This is a genomic window from Serratia sp. N21D137 (genome assembly GCF_047530005.1).
Taxonomy (GTDB): domain Bacteria; phylum Pseudomonadota; class Gammaproteobacteria; order Enterobacterales; family Enterobacteriaceae; genus Chania; species Chania fonticola_B.
Window position 1 is genome coordinate 145,670 of record NZ_JBLJAJ010000004.1, and the last position, 17,464, is coordinate 163,133.

General features: G+C 55.1%; 15 protein-coding genes. 9 read left to right on the forward strand and 6 right to left on the reverse strand.

Translation table 11 applies throughout. The annotated features are described in order from the left end of the window. Positions 1–4 precede the first annotated feature (4 nt). From ACMV5H_RS05130 to ACMV5H_RS05145, 4 genes are all read left to right on the forward strand, one after another. Positions 5–1,135: an acyl-CoA dehydrogenase family protein gene (locus ACMV5H_RS05130; protein ID WP_414821540.1), complete on the forward strand. Its 1,131-nt coding sequence runs from the start codon at positions 5–7 to the stop codon at positions 1,133–1,135. 30 nt (positions 1,136–1,165) lie between these two features. Next, positions 1,166–2,035, forward strand: a complete 870-nt coding sequence (locus tag ACMV5H_RS05135; RefSeq protein ID WP_414821541.1) for a GNAT family N-acetyltransferase — start codon at positions 1,166–1,168, stop codon at positions 2,033–2,035. A 49-nt stretch (positions 2,036–2,084) separates the two neighbouring features. Then, positions 2,085–2,549, forward strand: a complete 465-nt coding sequence (locus tag ACMV5H_RS05140) for a group II truncated hemoglobin (RefSeq protein WP_179244646.1) — start codon at positions 2,085–2,087, stop codon at positions 2,547–2,549. Positions 2,550–2,639: 90 nt separating this feature from the next. Beyond that, positions 2,640–3,191 carry a flavoprotein gene (locus ACMV5H_RS05145; protein WP_179244647.1) on the forward strand — a complete coding sequence of 184 codons (552 nt, stop codon included), beginning with the start codon at positions 2,640–2,642 and terminating at the stop codon, positions 3,189–3,191. A 192-nt stretch (positions 3,192–3,383) separates the two neighbouring features. Here the strand turns inward: ACMV5H_RS05145 and mfd are convergent, their stop codons facing one another. Both mfd and ACMV5H_RS05155 read right to left on the reverse strand, forming a co-directional pair. Then, positions 3,384–6,860, reverse strand: coding sequence for a transcription-repair coupling factor (gene mfd / locus ACMV5H_RS05150; protein ID WP_179251436.1), 3,477 nt, complete (start codon positions 6,858–6,860; stop codon positions 3,384–3,386). Positions 6,861–7,180: 320 nt separating this feature from the next. Beyond that, positions 7,181–8,161 (reverse strand): threo-3-hydroxy-L-aspartate ammonia-lyase, encoded by a 981-nt coding sequence (locus tag ACMV5H_RS05155; protein ID WP_414821542.1) that lies wholly within the window; start codon positions 8,159–8,161, stop codon positions 7,181–7,183. 244 nt (positions 8,162–8,405) lie between these two features. Between ACMV5H_RS05155 and lolC the strand changes: the two genes are divergently transcribed. Genes lolC through cobB form a run of 5 tightly spaced genes read left to right on the forward strand, consistent with a single transcriptional unit; the run spans position 8,406 to position 13,370 of the window. Then, entirely contained in the window at positions 8,406–9,608 is a 1,203-nt protein-coding gene (lolC, locus tag ACMV5H_RS05160) for a lipoprotein-releasing ABC transporter permease subunit LolC (protein ID WP_414821543.1), read from the forward strand. Then, positions 9,601–10,305, forward strand: a complete 705-nt coding sequence (gene lolD / locus ACMV5H_RS05165; protein ID WP_021178283.1) for a lipoprotein-releasing ABC transporter ATP-binding protein LolD — start codon at positions 9,601–9,603, stop codon at positions 10,303–10,305. The genes lolC and lolD overlap by 8 nt, the downstream gene beginning before the upstream one ends. After that, the gene (lolE, locus tag ACMV5H_RS05170) at positions 10,305–11,552 is read left to right on the forward strand and encodes a lipoprotein-releasing ABC transporter permease subunit LolE (protein ID WP_021804697.1); all 1,248 of its coding nucleotides are present in this window, start codon (positions 10,305–10,307) and stop codon (positions 11,550–11,552) included. The genes lolD and lolE overlap by 1 nt, the downstream gene beginning before the upstream one ends. Positions 11,553–11,603: 51 nt before the next feature. Then, positions 11,604–12,521 carry an N-acetylglucosamine kinase gene (nagK, locus tag ACMV5H_RS05175; protein ID WP_414821544.1) on the forward strand — a complete coding sequence of 306 codons (918 nt, stop codon included), beginning with the start codon at positions 11,604–11,606 and terminating at the stop codon, positions 12,519–12,521. 9 nt (positions 12,522–12,530) lie between these two features. After that, the gene (gene cobB / locus ACMV5H_RS05180) at positions 12,531–13,370 is read left to right on the forward strand and encodes a Sir2 family NAD+-dependent deacetylase (protein WP_059200568.1); all 840 of its coding nucleotides are present in this window, start codon (positions 12,531–12,533) and stop codon (positions 13,368–13,370) included. 60 nt (positions 13,371–13,430) lie between these two features. Here the strand turns inward: cobB and potD are convergent, their stop codons facing one another. The 4 genes from potD to potA all read right to left on the reverse strand — a co-directional run bounded on the left by potD (position 13,431) and on the right by potA (position 17,319). Beyond that, complete coding sequence (potD, locus tag ACMV5H_RS05185; RefSeq protein WP_059200569.1) at positions 13,431–14,477, reverse strand: spermidine/putrescine ABC transporter substrate-binding protein PotD; 1,047 nt, start codon at positions 14,475–14,477, stop codon at positions 13,431–13,433. A 118-nt stretch (positions 14,478–14,595) separates the two neighbouring features. Beyond that, positions 14,596–15,372, reverse strand: a complete 777-nt coding sequence (gene potC, locus ACMV5H_RS05190; RefSeq protein WP_021804693.1) for a spermidine/putrescine ABC transporter permease PotC — start codon at positions 15,370–15,372, stop codon at positions 14,596–14,598. Continuing rightward, positions 15,369–16,229, reverse strand: coding sequence for a spermidine/putrescine ABC transporter permease PotB (gene potB, locus ACMV5H_RS05195; protein ID WP_059200570.1), 861 nt, complete (start codon positions 16,227–16,229; stop codon positions 15,369–15,371). Before potB ends, potC begins: the two co-directional genes overlap by 4 nt. Then, the gene (gene potA / locus ACMV5H_RS05200) at positions 16,213–17,319 is read right to left on the reverse strand and encodes a spermidine/putrescine ABC transporter ATP-binding protein PotA (RefSeq protein ID WP_115158380.1); all 1,107 of its coding nucleotides are present in this window, start codon (positions 17,317–17,319) and stop codon (positions 16,213–16,215) included. The genes potB and potA overlap by 17 nt, the downstream gene beginning before the upstream one ends. Positions 17,320–17,464: the final 145 nt, after the last annotated feature.

The window sequence follows — 17,464 nt, forward strand, 5'->3', positions numbered from 1 at the left end:
TATTATGGAAAACAAAGAGTTAACACGGTTTCGACTCGGCTGCCGTGATTTCCTGGCGCGTAAGGCTAAACCCTTTCTGTCTGAGTGGGAAACTAACGGCCTGATCGGGCGTGATTTTTGGCGGCACGCGGGTGAAGTGGGGTTATTGGGGCTGGGTGTTGCCCGTGAATTGGGCGGCCAGCAGAAGCCTGATTATCACTATGCTGCTGTCCTGACGGAGGAGTTAATTCGCGCCGAGATGACCGCGCCAGTCATTATCTCTCATAATGATGTGATCGCCAGTTATATAGACAGACACGGTACCGATGAGCAGAAAGCTCGCTGGCTGCCAGGGTTGTGCAGCGGTGAACTTATTGCGGCGATCGCCATTACCGAACCGAATGGTGGTTCGGATTCGGCAGATCTTGAGACGACCGCGGTAAAGCAAGGACAGTACTTTATTGTCAATGGTCATAAAAGCTATATCACCAATGGGATTAATGCCGATCTTATTCTGACTGCGGTAAGAACCTCAGAGGCGTCACGCGGGCAGGGCATCAGTTTGCTGATCGTTGAACGAAACACCCCGGGTTTTGAGCGCGGGCCATTGCTGAAAAAAATAGGTTGGCATGCCAGTGATACTGCCGATCTTCATTTCACCGCTTGTCGGGTTCCCTGCGAAAATCTTATTGGCCGCGAGAATCTTGGCAACCTCTATTTTATGGGAGGGATGCCACGAGAAAGATTGAGCATTGCGACCGTTGCTGTTGCCACAGCGGAATATCTACTAGAAAAAACGCTGGTATGGGTAAAGCACCGTAAGGCTTTCGGGCAGCCTCTCGGATCGTTTCAAGCGAATAGATTTATGCTAGCGGAGCTGGGTACGGAAGTAAAAATAGCCAGGGTGTATTTAAATGATGCCATCGCTCGCTTTAACCAGAAAAGCCTCAGCGTGGTTGATGCGGCAAGAATTAAACTCTGGACTACCGAGCTTCAGATGAAAGTGGCCGATCGCTGTTTGCAGTTGCATGGAGGAGCTGGTTATATGAGTGATTCATATATGGGGAAAGCCTGGGCGAATAGCCGGGTGCAAACTATTTATGGCGGTACGAGTGAAGTGCTTAAAGAGTTTATTGGCAAGTCTATGGGATTGTAACCGAAGTTATTCATGTGGTCAGGAGATAATATGAGTAGAGTAACCGAGCGCCCTGAAATCCAATTTCGGGTAAGCATAGCCACACCCGAAGCATGGCAGGTAGTGGTGGAAATGGCACGTCAGGAGAACTGGGATCTTGGTGAAGGAGACGCAAGTCGTTTCCTTAATGTAGATGCGCCGGGTTTTTATATCGGCTATTGGCAAGATAGGCCGATTGCTTCGATATCTGTTGTGAACCACGCGCAAAATTACGCTCATCTTGGCCATTATATTGTTAATCCCGATTTTCGCGGTCAAGGGTTTGGCTTGGCGGTTTGGAGTATGGCGATTGAACATGCTGAAGGGCGCTGTATTGGCCTGGATGGTATGCCCGCTCAAGAGGCCACTTATCAGAAGTATGGGTTCAAAACACATTATCACACTTTCCGCATGGTGGGGGCGGCTACTAAAAACATTGTCGAACTATACAATATCGAACTCGTCGATCAAAAAAATATTACTTCTGTGATTGATTATGATGCGAGTTTCGTCGGGTATTCTCGTGCCGGTTTACTTACTGAGTGGTTTTTCGGCCAAGGGCGAAAAGGACTTCTATTAGTGGGTAATAAAGGGATTGAGGGCGTAATTGGTTTACGTCCTTGCGATGGTGGGTATCGAGTCGGACCTTTCTACGCCGCTAATGAGAAAAACATGAGAGCACTGATGTTGGCCGCGATGAATGAGATGCCGCAGCAGACGAATGTCACGCTAGATATTCCAGAATACGCCCAGCAGACCATCGCATTTGCCCGCTCTTTAGGGTTCAAAACATTGTTTCATACTTGCCGGATGTATCGTGGGGAACCACCTGCAGATTATCAGCTAGGAATTAATGCTCTGGCTTCACTGGAATTAGGTTGAGTTATCAATATCGTCTGAATTATCACCAATTAACTTTACTGGAGTAATTATGTCAGAAAATACACCAACTTTATTTGAATGGATGGGTGGAAGAGAGGTTCTGCTAAAACTCATGGCGATCTTTTACGCCAAGGTTGAAAAGGATGAGTTATTAGCGCCGATGTTTGCTCATATGGCGGGTGACCACCCGGAACATGTCGCTATCTGGCTGGAAGAGGTTCTGGGTGGAGAAGCTAATTACACGGCTCATCGAGGCGGGTTTAAGGGTATGGTTTCCAAGCATCGCGGCAGGAGTATCCAACCGGATCAGCGTCAGCGTTGGGTGGATTTGATGATGGAATGTGTGGACGAGGTAAACTTGCCTACCGATCCTGAGTTCCGTTCCGCATTTGCCGCTTATATTGAGTGGGGATCGCGTCGAGCCCAAGCGAATTCGCAACCTGAAGCACCATGCCCTAAGCGGGAAACGATTAAGAAGTGGGGCTGGGGGGAAGCACCTCCTGGTACGCCGTAATTCCTTCAGGTACTTGATGCATGAGAGTAGAGGTTGCGGCTTTTACTCTCATAGCTGTGGCTATTAGAAAGCTTTGCGTGGAGCACGAACATGACGGAGAAGAAGCGGATTTTAATTGGTGCTACTGGCTCGGTGGATATCACTTATCTTCCAGAGTACCTGAAGGCGATTAAAAAGAATATTCACTGTTCGTTAACCGTGTTGATGACTCGGCAAGCAGAGCAGTTTATCCCCGCAGAAACGCTCGGGTTGTGGGCTGACCGTGTGATTGCGGGTGAAAAAACTGCTGATTGGCCTAGCGACAAACCTTCAAAGATTGTTTCTGACCATGACATCATGGCGGTATTGCCTGCAACGGCGAATACGCTGGCCTCGGTCGCACAAGGTGCTGCGCCAAATCGCTTAACCACGGTAGTGCTTGCTGCGGATTTTCCGGTGTTGTTCTTCCCTGTAATGGGGGCCGTGATGTGGGAGAAAGCTGCTGTACGCCGCAACGTTAACCAACTGCGCAAGGACGGTTATGAAATGATTCAACCTGTTTGGCATGAAAAATATGATAATGCGTTACAGCGCATGGTGGGCCATCCATCTTTGCCCTCGGTAGATGAGGTGGTGAAGTTATTAACTGCGCGGCTTATATAAAACACTACAATGTCGAAATCCATGAGCGGTGGTATTGTCGTGCCACTCCCCCAGGTGTAGCTCGCTGCAACGAAACGCGGTGAGCATCAATAAACGCATTGCCAATGCCATCAAGGACGTTGAACGAGCTAGATCATGTCTTATCCGCTAAGGCGGGGAGAAGACATGATCTAAGGATTAGGGGCATTGGCCTCAAGCTGCCAAAGTATGCTCTCTGAACGCCGCCAGCAGCTCGCCGATAAACTTCAGTCGTTCGGCCCGGTCAGTGAGATCCAGCATAAACTTCAGCTTGGTTGGCCCATCCAGGCGGTAAACCTGCGGTTTGCTTTGCAGCAAGCCAATCAGATAACCCGGATCGACCCGGTTCTTCTCGCCAAACTCGATAAAGCCCCCGCGCTCGTTGCCTTCGATACGCTTGATCCCCAGTATCTGCGCCTGTTGACGCATCGCCGCGCTTTGCAGCAGGTTACGCGCTGCATCCGGCAGCAGGCCAAAGCGATCGATCAGCTCAACCTTCAGTTCTTCCAGTTCACCCTCATTTTTAGCGCTGGCAATGCGTTTATAGAAGGACAAACGGGTATTCACGTCAGGGATAAAGTCATCGGGCAGCAGCGCAGGCATGCGCAGTTCCACTTCCGTCTGATTACTGGTGAGATCTTCCAGCGAAGGCTCACGCCCGTTCTTCAGGGCGTCGACGGCGCTTTCCAACAGCTCCATATACAGCGAGAAGCCCACGGTGGTCATCTGGCCGCTTTGGTCTTCCCCCAGCAGTTCCCCAGCACCACGGATTTCCAAATCGTGGGTGGCGAGCGCGAACCCGGCCCCCAAATCTTCCAGCGAGGCAATCGCTTCCAACCGCTTGTGTGCGTCGGTGCTCATGACCTTCGGGTTTGGCGTTAACAGATAAGCATAGGCCTGATGGTGCGAACGCCCGACGCGACCACGCAGCTGATGCAGCTGTGCCAGACCAAAGCGGTCGGCCCGTTCGATAATGATGGTATTGGCGCTGGGGATGTCGATGCCGGTTTCAATAATGGTGGTACAGACCAGCACGTTGAAGCGCTGGTGGTGGAAATCGTTCATCACCCGTTCCAGATCGCGTTCCCGCATCTGGCCGTGGCCAATGGCAATCCGTGCTTCCGGCACCAGTTCTGCCAGGCGTTCGGCGGCCTTATCGATATTCTCGACGTCGTTATACAGGTAATACACCTGGCCGCCGCGCAGTACCTCACGCAGGATGGCCTCGCGCACCACCAGGCTGTCGTACTCACGGACAAAGGTTTTCACAGCCAGACGGCGGGCCGGCGGGGTAGCAATGATCGACAGATCGCGCATGCCGCTCATGGCCATATTTAGGGTGCGTGGGATTGGCGTGGCGGTCAACGTCAGAATATCTACGTCTGCGCGCATCGCCTTGATACGCTCTTTGTGGCGTACCCCAAAGCGGTGTTCTTCATCAACCACCAACAGCCCCAGATCTTTCCAGCGCAGATCGCTCTGCAACAGCTTATGGGTGCCAATGAGGATATCGACCTTGCCCTCGGCCGCCTCTTCCAGGATCTGCTGCTGCTCTTTGGCGCTGCGAAAACGCGACATCATTTCGATGCGGATGGGCCAGGTGGCAAAGCGATCGCGGAAGTTGTCGAAGTGCTGCTGCGCCAGCAGGGTTGTCGGCACCAGTACCGCGACCTGCTTACCGTTTTCGACGGCCAGGAAGGCGGCACGCATCGCGACTTCGGTTTTACCAAAGCCAACGTCGCCGCAGACCAGACGATCCATCGCCAGTGGCTGGCACATATCGCTCAGCACCGCGTTGATGGCCTGTTCCTGATCTGGCGTGGTCTCAAACGGGAAGGTCTGGCAGAACAGTTGATACTGCTCACGATTATGTTTGAACGCAAAACCGCTCTTGGCGGCACGTTGGGCATAGATGTCCAACAGCTCGGCGGCCACGTCACGCACGCGTTCGGCGGCTTTCTGCCTGGCTCGCGACCAGACATCCCCGCCAAGCCGGTGCAGCGGGGCGTTCTCGTCGGCTCCTCCGGCATAGCGGCTGATCAGGTGCAGGGAAGAGACCGGCACGTACAGCTTGTCTTCACCGGCGTAGGAGAGGATCAGATATTCCGCCTTGATGCCCCCAGCTTCCAGCGTGGTCAGGCCAACGTAGCGGCCAACGCCGTGTTCCAGATGCACCACCGGCTGCCCTGGGTGCAGCTCTGCCAGGTTGCGGATCAGGGTATCGGTATTGATGGTGCGGCGATTATCCTGCCGACGGCGGCTGACGCGTTCACCGAGCAGATCGCTTTCACAGATCAACGCCCGGTCACGCAGCGTATCCAGGAAGCCACGCTCGGAGGCTCCGACCATCATATAACGGCCCGATGCTTCGACCTCATCCAGATGATGGATCAGGCTGGTACTCAGCTTGATGCGACCAAGCAGATCTTGCAGGGTTTCGCGGCGGCCTTCACTCTCTACCGAGAAGACCACGCCACCGGTGAAGCTTTCAATAAAGCGTCGCAGATTATCCAGTGGGGCCTTCTGCTGGGCCTGGACGGCGAGATCCGGCAGGGTTTGATAGCCCAGGTTGGTGCAACCGGATTTGGCAGGCAGCTCCTCGGTTTTCAACGCCATTCGCGGCCAGGCTTTCAGCTCGGCAAATAGCGCATCGACCCGCAGCCATAGGGTATCCGGGGCCAGCAGCGGCCGCATCGGATCGATCCGCCGGTTCTCATAGCGTTGATTGACATCGAGCCAGAAACGCTCGGCTGCTCCCTCCAGGTTGCCGGTGTTGACGAGTAGCGTATTGGCTGGCAGATAGCTGAACAAGGAAGGCAGCGGCTGGCTGAAGAACAGCGGTTGCCAGTATTCGATACCGGCAGGCCAGGTGCCTTTACTCACTTGCTGATAAATATGTTCGGCGTCGCGACGCACTTCAAACTGTTCACGCCACTGGCTACGGAACAGCTCAATGGCGGCCTTATCGGTCGGGAACTCGTGCGCTGGCAGCAGGTTGATGGCGTCCACTTCGCTCAACGTACGCTGGTTATCCACATCAAAGGTGCGCAGGCTGTCGATCTCGTCGTCGAAAAAGTCGATGCGATAAGGCTCTTCGCTGCCCATGGGATACAGGTCAAGCAGCGCTCCGCGCGTAGCAAATTCGCCATGCTCCATCACTTGGTCGACGCTGCGATAACCGGCCTGTTCCAACTGTGCCCGCAGCAGATCCCGCGAAAGTCGTTGGCCCTTTTTCATCACCAACGCATGGCCATGCAGGAACTCATGCGGGCAGACGCGTTGCATCAGCGTATTCACCGGCAGAATGATGATGCCGCGTGCCATGGTCGGCAGATGATACAGGCTGGAAAGCCGCGCAGAGATGATTTCCTGATGGGGCGAGAAGCTGTCGTATGGCAGCGTTTCCCAGTCGGAAAGGGTGGTCACCATCTGATCGGTAAACTGCTGGATTTCGTCACGCAACCGCAATGCATTCTGCATATCCGGGGCGATGAGCATCACCGGGCCGGGATGGCGTTCGGCGATTTCGGCGCATTCTACGGCACAGGCAGAACCGGTGAGCTGCCCTAGCTGGCGTAAATCGCCCGCGCGGTCAGGAAGAGAGTAACGGTAGGAGGATGCGGAGCTGCGGTTATTATCAGAAATGCTCATTCAGTTATCTTTAATCAATGAATTGAATAACAGTTTTTGTGGTGTTCACCGTGGCACTTGACGCGTGAATACCACAAAATCCTGTTTGCTTGTCACAAAGAATTACTCATTCCTTATACCCTATGGATTTCAAGTTGCAGCTAGGCGCCAAGCTATCTCATCCCCAGGAGCTTACTTTTGTAAGTGACTGGGGTGAGATAGTGCAGGTAACAACGCTGCAGCTTGAAAGACGACGGGTATACCTTGGTTATACTAGCCCAGCGGCGTATAAACTGACACCGGTAAAAGCGCGAGCAAGCTTCCTGTTGGCGGTAATTTAATCAATCCTGCGCCATGGCGAGGTACTGGCCGATTTTATCGACGTCCACGTTACCACCGCTGACGATCACCCCGACTTTTTTGCCCTGCAGATCGATGACCTGATTCATCGCCGCAGCGGCAGCCAGGCAACCGGTCGGTTCGACTACCATCTTCATCCGCTCCATAAAGAAACGCATTTGCTGGCACAGCTGTTGGTCGGTCACCGTCAAAATATCTTCCACATAGTGTTGAATGATCGGGAAGGTGAGATTGCCTACCTGCTGGGTTTGTGCGCCGTCGGCAATGGTTTTTGGTACCGGGATCCATACTTTTTCACCACTGCGGAATGCCTGTTGCACATCGTTGCCCGCCTCGGGTTCGACGCCAAATACCCGGCAGCCGGGCGACCAGTGATGTGCCGCAATGGCGCATCCAGAGAGCAGCCCGCCGCCACCGGTACAAACCAACAAAATATCCAGCGGGCCAACTTCTTCGATCAATTCCTTAGCTGCGGTGCCCTGGCCAGCCATGACCTGCGGATAATCGTAAGGCGGGATCACCGTTAAGCCCTGTTCCGCCGCTAGCCGCTGGGTGATGGCTTCCCTGTCTTCGGTTTGTCGCTGATAGATCACCACGTTAGCTCCATAGCCGCGAGTTGCCGCCAGCTTGGCGGCGGGGGCGTCATGCGGCATCACGATAGTGACGTTCACTCCAAGCTCACGGGCCGCCAACGCCATGGCCTGCGCATGGTTACCGGATGAGAAGGCTATCACTCCTGCCTGGCGCTGAACCGGGGTCAATTGGCTGATGGCGTTAAAGGCACCACGGAATTTAAAAGCCCCAATGCGCTGGAAATTCTCGCACTTGAAAAAGAGCTGGGCACCGGCGATCTCATCCGCCTGGCGGGAAGTCATTACTGGCGTGCGGATCGCATGGTTTTGCAGGATTTCGGCCGCTTTGGCAATATCGGCGGCGGTGATGCAGTGGGACGTAACGGTCATGACTACCTCATGTGGTTGGCATTGATTCGTTCAGTCTATTAATTTGCCCGTTGTAAACGGATTGTCAAACGATTCAGCGGCTGACAGCAGAAACAACCGTGCCATCAGGAAGGTCAAAATCCGGTATTATCTGTAAACCCGTGCAAACATGATGAATAAAACCGGCCGGGTGGTTCCATAAACCCGGTAGAGCCTTTATTATCCTTGATCACTTTGCTTAAGCTACGGCAACAAAACGGATTTCATGTATCAACCTGTCGCGTTATTTATTGGCCTGCGTTATATGCGTGGGCGAGCCTCAGACCGCTTTGGGCGGTTTGTTTCCTGGCTATCCACCATTGGCATTACGCTGGGGGTGATGGCGCTGGTGACGGTGCTTTCAGTGATGAATGGTTTCGAGAAAGATCTCGAAAACAACATCCTGGGGCTCATGCCACAGGCGCTGATCACCAGCAAGCAGGGTTCAATCAATCCTGAACAGCTGCCAGCCTCTGCCGTGCAAAACCTGCATGGTGTCACCCGAGTCACTCCGTTGACTACCGGCGATGTGGTGCTGCAAAGCGCTCGCAGCGTGGCCGTTGGCGTCATGTTGGGGGTTGACCCGCAGCAGCCCGATCCGCTGACGCCTTATCTGGTCAACGTTAAACAGCAACAACTGCAACCGGGTGAGTACAACCTGATTATCGGTGAACAGCTTGCCGGGCAGTTGGGCGTCAAGCGTGGCGATCGGCTGCGTCTGATGGTACCGAGCGCGAGCCAGTTTACCCCGATGGGCCGCATCCCAAGCCAACGTCTGTTCACCGTGATTGGCACCTTCCATGCCAATAGTGAAGTGGACGGCTATCAGCTGCTGGCGAACCAGCAAGATGCTTCACGTCTGATGCGCTACCCGGCGGGCAATATCACCGGCTGGCGTCTGTTCCTGCAACAGCCGTTGACGGTGGACACCCTTAGCCAGCAAACGCTGCCGGAAGGCACCCAGTGGAAAGACTGGCGCGAACGCAAGGGCGAGCTATTCCAGGCGGTGCGCATGGAGAAAAACATGATGGGGCTGCTGCTTAGCCTGATCGTGGCGGTGGCGGCATTCAATATCATTACCTCGCTGGGCCTGTTGGTGATGGAGAAGCAGGGCGAAGTGGCCATTCTGCAAACCCTGGGCCTGACGCGGCGGCAGATCATGTCGGTCTTTATGGTGCAGGGGGCCAGCGCCGGGATTATCGGCTCGTTGCTGGGCACCCTGTTAGGCGTGCTGCTTGCCACCAATCTGAACAACCTGATGCCGATCCTTGGCGCGTTGATCGACGGGGCTTCTCTGCCGGTGGCGGTTGACCCTCTTCAGGTGACGATCATTGCCGTGGTGGCGATGGCGGTCTCACTGTTATCCACGCTTTACCCTTCATGGCGCGCTGCCGCCGTACAACCCGCTGAGGCTTTACGTTATGAGTAACCATCCTTTATTGCAGTGTGAGCGCCTGTGTAAAACCTATCAGGAAGGCAACCTGCATACCGACGTGTTGCGCAATGTCAGTTTTGCCATGCAACCGGGCGAGATGATGGCGATCGTCGGTAGCTCGGGTTCCGGTAAAAGTACCTTGCTACACCTGCTGGGGGGGCTGGATTCGCCCACTTCGGGTGAGGTCATTTACAAAGGGCAGTCGTTGAACAAGCTTTCTTCCACTGCCAAAGCCGAACTGCGCAACCGCCAGCTCGGCTTTATCTATCAGTTCCATCATTTGCTGCCAGATTTCACCGCGCTGGAAAACGCCGCGATGCCGCTGCTGATCGGTGGCACGAAACCGGCGCTGGCGAAGGAAAAGGCGCTGGAGATGCTGGCGGCCGTGGGCCTGGAAAAACGTAGCAAACACCGCCCGTCCGAGCTGTCCGGCGGTGAACGTCAGCGCGTGGCGATTGCCCGTGCGTTGGTGAATAATCCTTCACTGGTGTTGGCAGATGAGCCGACCGGCAACCTGGATAAGCGCACCGCAGACAGCATCTTCGATTTACTGGGCGAATTGAACGTACGCCAGGGTACCGCATTTTTGGTGGTCACCCACGATCTGCAACTCGCTAAACGCCTGAGCCGCCAGTTGGAAATGGCAGATGGCCATCTACAGGCACAATTGACCCTGATGGGGGCCGAGTAATGAGCGCTTCGCCACTTTCATTGCTGATGGCGCTGCGCTTCAGCCGTGGCCGGCGGCGCGGCGGCATGGTTTCGTTGATCTCGGTGATCTCCACCATCGGTATCGCGCTGGGCGTGGCGGTGCTGATCGTCGGGCTAAGCGCGATGAACGGCTTCGAACGTGAACTGCAGAACCGTATTCTGGCGGTGGTGCCGCACGGAGAGATCGAACCGGTCAAGCAACCGTTCACCGGCTGGCCGGAGATCCTGCAACGGGTCGAAAAGGTACCGGGCATTTTGGCTGCGGCACCCTATATCAACTTTACCGGGCTGATGGAGAATGGTGCTCAGCTACGCGCCGTGCAGGTAAAAGGGGTCGATCCTGCGCAGGAAAAACAGCTTAGCGCGCTGCCAAGTTATGTGCAGGGCGATGCCTGGGCCAATTTCAAAAGCGGTGAGCAGCAGGTGATCCTGGGCAAAGGGGTCGCCGACGCTCTGGGCGTGAAGCAGGGCTCTTACGTCACGGTGATGATCCCCAACAGCGATCCTGAGATGAAACTGTTGCAGCCGAAGCGTATTCGCCTGCATGTCACCGGTATTTTACAACTTAGTGGCCAGCTCGATCACAGTCTGGCCATGGTGCCGTTGGCGGATGCCCAGCACTATCTGGATATGGGTGACAGTGTCACCGGGATTGCCATCAAGGTTAACGACGTATTCGCCGCTAACAAGCTGGTGCGTGACGCCGGGGAAGTCGCCGATGCCACCGTCTATATCAAGAGCTGGATTGGCACTTACGGCTTTATGTATCGCGATATTCAAATGATCCGCGCCATCATGTATCTGGCGATGGTGCTGGTGATCGGCGTGGCCTGTTTCAACATCGTTTCCACCCTGGTGATGGCGGTGAAGGACAAGAGTGGCGACATTGCCGTGCTGCGTACGCTGGGGGCCAAAGACGGCTTTATCCGCGCCATCTTTGTCTGGTATGGCCTGTTGGCCGGGCTGGTGGGTAGCCTTAGCGGGGTAGTAGTTGGCGTGATTGCCTCGCTACAGTTGACCAATATCATGAAAGGCATCGAAAAGCTGATGGGCCACTCTTTCCTGTCTGGCGACATCTACTTTATCGATTTCCTGCCGTCCGAGCTGCACTGGCTGGATGTCGCTATCGTACTGGGTACGGCAATCGTGCTTAGCCTGCTGGCCAGTTGGTATCCGGCCAGACGTGCCAGCCGCATCGATCCGGCCCGCGTATTGAGCGGGCAGTAATAAAACCTGGGGCCGGTAGCGGGCCCCATTTTTTTACCCTGAGGGCGAGTTATGTACTACGGTTTCGACATGGGCGGCACCAAGATTGAACTTGGGGTGTTCGACGCCGACCTGCAGCGTATCTGGCAAAAGCGGATGCCGACGCCGCGTGACGACTACCGGCAACTGCTGGCGGTATTACGCGATCTTACCCTTGAGGCCGATGCCGTTTGTGGTACGCAGGGGCAGGTGGGTATAGGTATTCCCGGGTTGCCAAATGAAGATGGCACCTTGTTTACCGCCAACGTCCCGGCCGCGATGGGGCAGCCGCTGCCGCGCGATCTGAGCAAGCTGATTGGCCGCGAGGTCAAGGTCGATAACGACGCAAACTGCTTCACGCTCTCGGAAGCCTGGGACGAAGAGTTCCGCCATTACCCGACGGTGCTAGGCATTATCTTGGGTACCGGTGTTGGCGGTGGTTTGATCGTTAATGGTAAAGTGGTCTCTGGGCGTAACTTTATCACTGGAGAGTTTGGCCACTTCCGTTTGCCGGTGGATGCGCTGGAGGTGCTCGGGCGTGATATTCCTCGCGTTCCCTGTGGCTGCGGCCATGACGGTTGCATCGAGAATTACATCTCGGGCCGCGGATTTGAGTGGATGTATGCGCATTTTTATCAACAACGGTTGCCAGCGCAGCAAATCATTGCGCATTATCAGGCCGGTAAGCCACAGGCCGTGGCGCACGTAGAACGATTTCTGGATGTCCTGGCCATTTGCCTGGGCAACCTGCTGACCATCATCGACCCCCACCTGGTGGTGATTGGCGGCGGCTTATCGAATTTTGCCGCAATTTATCAGGCGTTGCCCCAGCGTTTGCCAGCCCATTTGTTACGGGTAGCCAAACTGCCACGCATCGAGAAGGCACGCTATGGCGATGCTGGCGGTGTTCGTGGGGCAGCGTTCCTCAATTTGGTGGAAAGTCATAAATAAGGAGAGTTCATGCACACTCGCCATCGGTTGTGTCAGTTTCGCAAGAGTAAGCATGTGCGGCATCAGCGTTTTCGCTCGCGGATATTCCAACGCGATACCATGGCGGCGGCAGAGCTGAAAAAGCCGTTTGTCGTGGTGCTGACGGGAGCAGGGATCTCTGCCGAGTCTGGCATCCGTACTTTCCGCGCTGCCGATGGGCTGTGGGAAGAGCATAAGGTGGAAGATGTCGCCACCCTGGACGGTTATCAGCGCGATCCGGCCTTGGTGCAGGAGTTTTATAATGCGCGCCGCCGGCAACTGCAGCAGTCGGATATCGGCCCTAATGCGGCTCATCGTGCGCTGGCCGATTTGGAAGAGTGGCTGGGGGAGGAGAACTTCCTCCTGGTTACGCAGAATATCGACAACCTGCACGAGCGTGCCGGTAGCAAGCATGTGCTGCATATGCATGGCGAGCTGCTGAAAGTACGCTGCACCAGTTCTGGGCAGGTGGTGGAGTGGTTGGGAGACCTGAGCGTGGATGAACGCTGCCACTGCTGCCAGTTCCCTGCGCCTCTGCGGCCTCACGTGGTGTGGTTTGGTGAAATGCCGTTGGGGATGGATGAGATTTACGCCGCGTTGGCCAAGGCCGATTTCTTTATCGCGATTGGCACCTCTGGCAATGTTTACCCGGCGGCAGGCTTTGTTCACGAGGCTCGGTTGGGTGGGGCTTATACCATGGAGCTGAATCTGGAGCCGAGCCTGGTGGAAAGCCAGTTCGAAGAGAAGCATTACGGCCCGGCCAGCGAGGTGGTGCCACGCTTTGTGCACAAGTTCCTGATGGGCAAGGTCGAGCGGGCGGATAAGCCTTAATCGAGCGTCGGGTTAAAAGGTGTGGGGAAATTCAATATGTTCTCCACACCTTAATCTAGGTCAGCGTCCAGCTTTTAGCTGCTGGAAGTAGGTCTCATACAGCGTACTGGTATCGCCCACATCGTTTTGCCACTCACCGTTCTCAATCACCGCATCATCCGGATACAGCGACTTGTCGTTGGCGATCTCCTTCGGCAACAGCTTTCTCGCGGCCAGATTGGGGGTAGGGTAACCGATGGTTTCCGCCACCTGCACCGCGATCTCTGGGCGCAGCAGGAAGTCGATCAGCTTCAATGCACCCTCGACGTTCTTGGCGTTAGCCGGAATGGCCAGGCTATCCATCCAGAAAATGCCGCCTTCTTTCGGCCAGACGATCTCCAATGGAGTACCGGCCTGGCGCGCGACATAGGCCGAACCGTTCCATACCATGCCCAGATCGACTTCGCCTTCCATATACGGATTACCCGGGTTATCGGAGTTAAACGCCAGCACGTTTGGCATCAGCTTCTTGAGCTCGTTATAGGCAGCCTCGATTTGTTTAGGATCGGTGGTATTGCCTGAATATCCCAGTTTGCGTAGCGCGACCTGGAACACTTCACGTGCATCATCGGTGAGCAGCACGCGGCCTTTGTATTCCGGTTTCCACAGATCGGCCCAGGCGGTTACGGTGTTGGCATCAATGGCATCCGTATTGACGCCAATGGCGGTGGCGCCCCAGATATAGGGAATGGAGTAATCGTTGTTGGGATCGAACGGCTTGTGCAACAGGTTGGGGTCGAGATCGTTAAAGTGGCTGAGTTTGCTTTTGTCGATCTTTTGCAGCATCCCTTCCTTGCTCATCTTGGCGATGAAATAGGTGGAGGGCACTACCAGATCGTACGCGCCATCCTGGTAGGTTTTCAGCTTGGCATACATGCTTTCGTTCGATTCATAGGTGGAGTAAATCACCTTGATACCGGTTTCTTTGGTGAACTGTTCCAGCAGACCCGGCGGGACATACTCGGTCCAGTTGTAGAAATAGAGCGTTTTGCCGTCGTCCGCGGCGTTTGCTGAGCCAAGGCTCAGTGCCATCATCCCGGCTGCGAGCAGATGTGACCACTTTTTCATGGTGCGGATCCTTTAGCAGTGCATGTTTTTACAGTATAGCGTGATGCGCCATACCCCAGAGAGCGGCCATTATAAGTGGCGTACCCAACGGGGTAAAGACGCTTATCCCATTGGCAAATCAGTGTTTTTGCCGATCGCGCAGCAGCAGTTGGCTGGTGAGCACCAGCGCTAGCGATAACACCAGCAGAATGGTCGCCAGGGCGTTCACTTCAGGAGATACGCCGACCTTGACCATCGAATAGATCTTCAAGGGCAAAATCTCGTAGCTCGGCCCGGTCACGAACGAAGAGACCACGACATCATCCATCGACAGCGTGAAGCTTAGCAACCAACTGGCGGCGACAGCGGGCATCGCCAGCGGCAGGATGATTTTGCGCAGGATCACCATTTCGCTGGCACCCAGATCGCGTGCGGCTTCCAGCATCTTGACGTCAAAGCCCTTCAGACGCGCATAGACGGTGACCACCACAAAGGGCAGGCAGAAGGTGATATGCGAAAATAACAGCGACCAGAAGCCCAACGAGACGCCTAGCAGCATAAACAGCACCAGCAGCGAGATGGCCATGACGATATCCGGCGACATCATCACCACAAACAGCATGCCACCGACGAAGGGCTTCCCACGAAAACGATAGCGATACAATGCCACCGCCGCCAAAGAGCCGATCATGGTAGCAAAGCTGGCGGACAGCACCGCCATGGTCAGTGAATGCCCAGCGGCCTGCAACAGGCTGTCGTTGTTCATCAACATGCTGTACCAGTGGGTGGTAAAACCCCGCCAGTTGATGCCAAAGCGCGAGGTGTTAAACGAGTTAACGATCAGGATCACGATGGGAATATAGAGATAGGCGTAAATCAGGCTCATAAAGCCACCGCGCAACAGGCGTCCGATCATTCCAGCTCCCCCTTTTTGTTCAGCAGCTTGGCGGCCCGGTAATAGATCCACAGCATCAGCCCCATCACCAGCGTCAGGCAAATGCTGGTGGCGGCCCCAAACGGCCAGTCACGGATATTCAGGAACTGGCTTTTGATGACGTTACCGATCAGCAGGTTTTTGGCTCCGCCCATCAGGTCGGCCACGTAGAACAGCCCCATAGCGGGCAGCAGCACCAACAGGCAACCGGCGATAATGCCTGGCATGGTCAGCGGAATGATGATGCGGATAAAGGTTTGCAGCTTGCTGGCACCGAGATCGCGGGCCGCCTCCAGACAGGATTTATCCAGCTTTTCCAGGCTGGAGTAGAGCGGCATCACCATAAACGGCAGCAAGATGTAGACCAGCCCCAGCACCACGGCGCCAGAGGTATACATGATGCGTAACGGCGTATCGATGATCCCGGCCCACATCAGGAACTCGTTCAGATAGCCGCGGGTGCTGAGAAACAGCTTCAGGCCATAGATACGGATCAGCGAGTTGGTCCAGAAGGGCACAATCAGCAGGAACAGCAGCAGCGGACGCACCCTTTGCGGCAGGCGAGCCAGAATAAAGGCAAAAGGATAACCCAGCAGCAGGCAGCACAAGGTGGCGATCGCCGCCATGTTCAGCGAGTGCAGCATCACCTGGCCGTACAGGGGATCAAACAGCCGGGTATAATTATCCAGAGTGAACACCATCTGCACCAGATTGGCATCGTCACGGGTGAGGAAACTGGTACCGATGATCATCAGGTTCGGTAGAAAAACAAACAGCACCAGCCAGCCGACGGTGCCGATGATCACCAGGTTTTGCAGCAAATTACGCGATTTCTTCATCGGCCAGCACTACCTCCCAGCTTGCAACCCAGGTTATCGCCATCTTCTGGTTTAACGAGTGGTCAAAGTCAGGGTCGTCTTCATTGAAGAACTCGCTGACCATCACCATCTTACCGTTTTCCAGTTCAACCACCGACTCCAGCGTCATGCCTTTATAGTTGCGTTCGCGCACGTAGCCGATCAGGCCATCTATCTGCTCGCTGTCGTTCACCTCTTCGACGCGCAGATCCTCCGGGCGCAGCAGAACCTTCAGGGATTGTCCTGGCTCGACCGGGAGATCGGCGTAAATATCACATTCGCGGCCTTCCACACGAGCGCGCACCCGCAGCGGATCGATACGATGTAGTACTACCGCATCAAAGATATTGATCTCACCGATAAAGCTGGCGACAAACAGGTTCTTGGGCTCTTCGTAGATTTCCCGTGGAGTGCCGTCCTGTTCTATTCGCCCGTCGCGCATCACCACAATCCGATCGGACATGGTCAGCGCCTCTTCCTGATCGTGCGTGACGAACACAAAGGTGATGCCCAATTGGCGCTGTAGCGCCTTCAACTCGTTCTGCATCTGCTTGCGCAGCTTGTAGTCCAGTGCCGAAAGCGACTCGTCGAGCAGTAACAGTTTAGGTTTATTCACCACGGCCCGGGCAATCGCGACCCGTTGCTGTTGCCCACCAGACAGCTGATGCGGGCGGCGCTGAGCGAACTCGTCCAATTGCACCATGCGCAGGGCTTCCTCCACGCGCGGCGTTAGCTCCGCCTCTGGGGTTTTCTGCATGCGCAGGCCAAAGGCGACATTTTCAAACACGGTCATATGGGGGAACAGGGCATAGCTTTGAAACACGGTGTTAACGTGCCGATGCTCGGCCGGGATGGCGGTGATATCTTGCCCGTCGAGCACGATCTGCCCGTGGTCGGCATTTTCCAACCCGGCAATCAACCGCAGCACGGTAGTTTTCCCGCAGCCGGAAGGGCCAAGCAGGGTCAGGAATTCACCATCGTTAATCTTTAGGTTGAGATCGCGGATGATCTCTTTGCCGTCAAAGCTTTTACTCAGGGCGTTCAGTGTAACCAAAGAGGATTGTTCAGTCATTTTAGTGTCTCTATCCCGTACGGTGGTGCAGATAGAACCGCCGCTGGAAAAGACTGCGCGAGCTTACGGGAGTGACCCGTCAGGTACTGAAGCTCAAAGCCAGCGGCGCCGATCAAAAATTTAAGAGGGCGCATGATAGACGCTG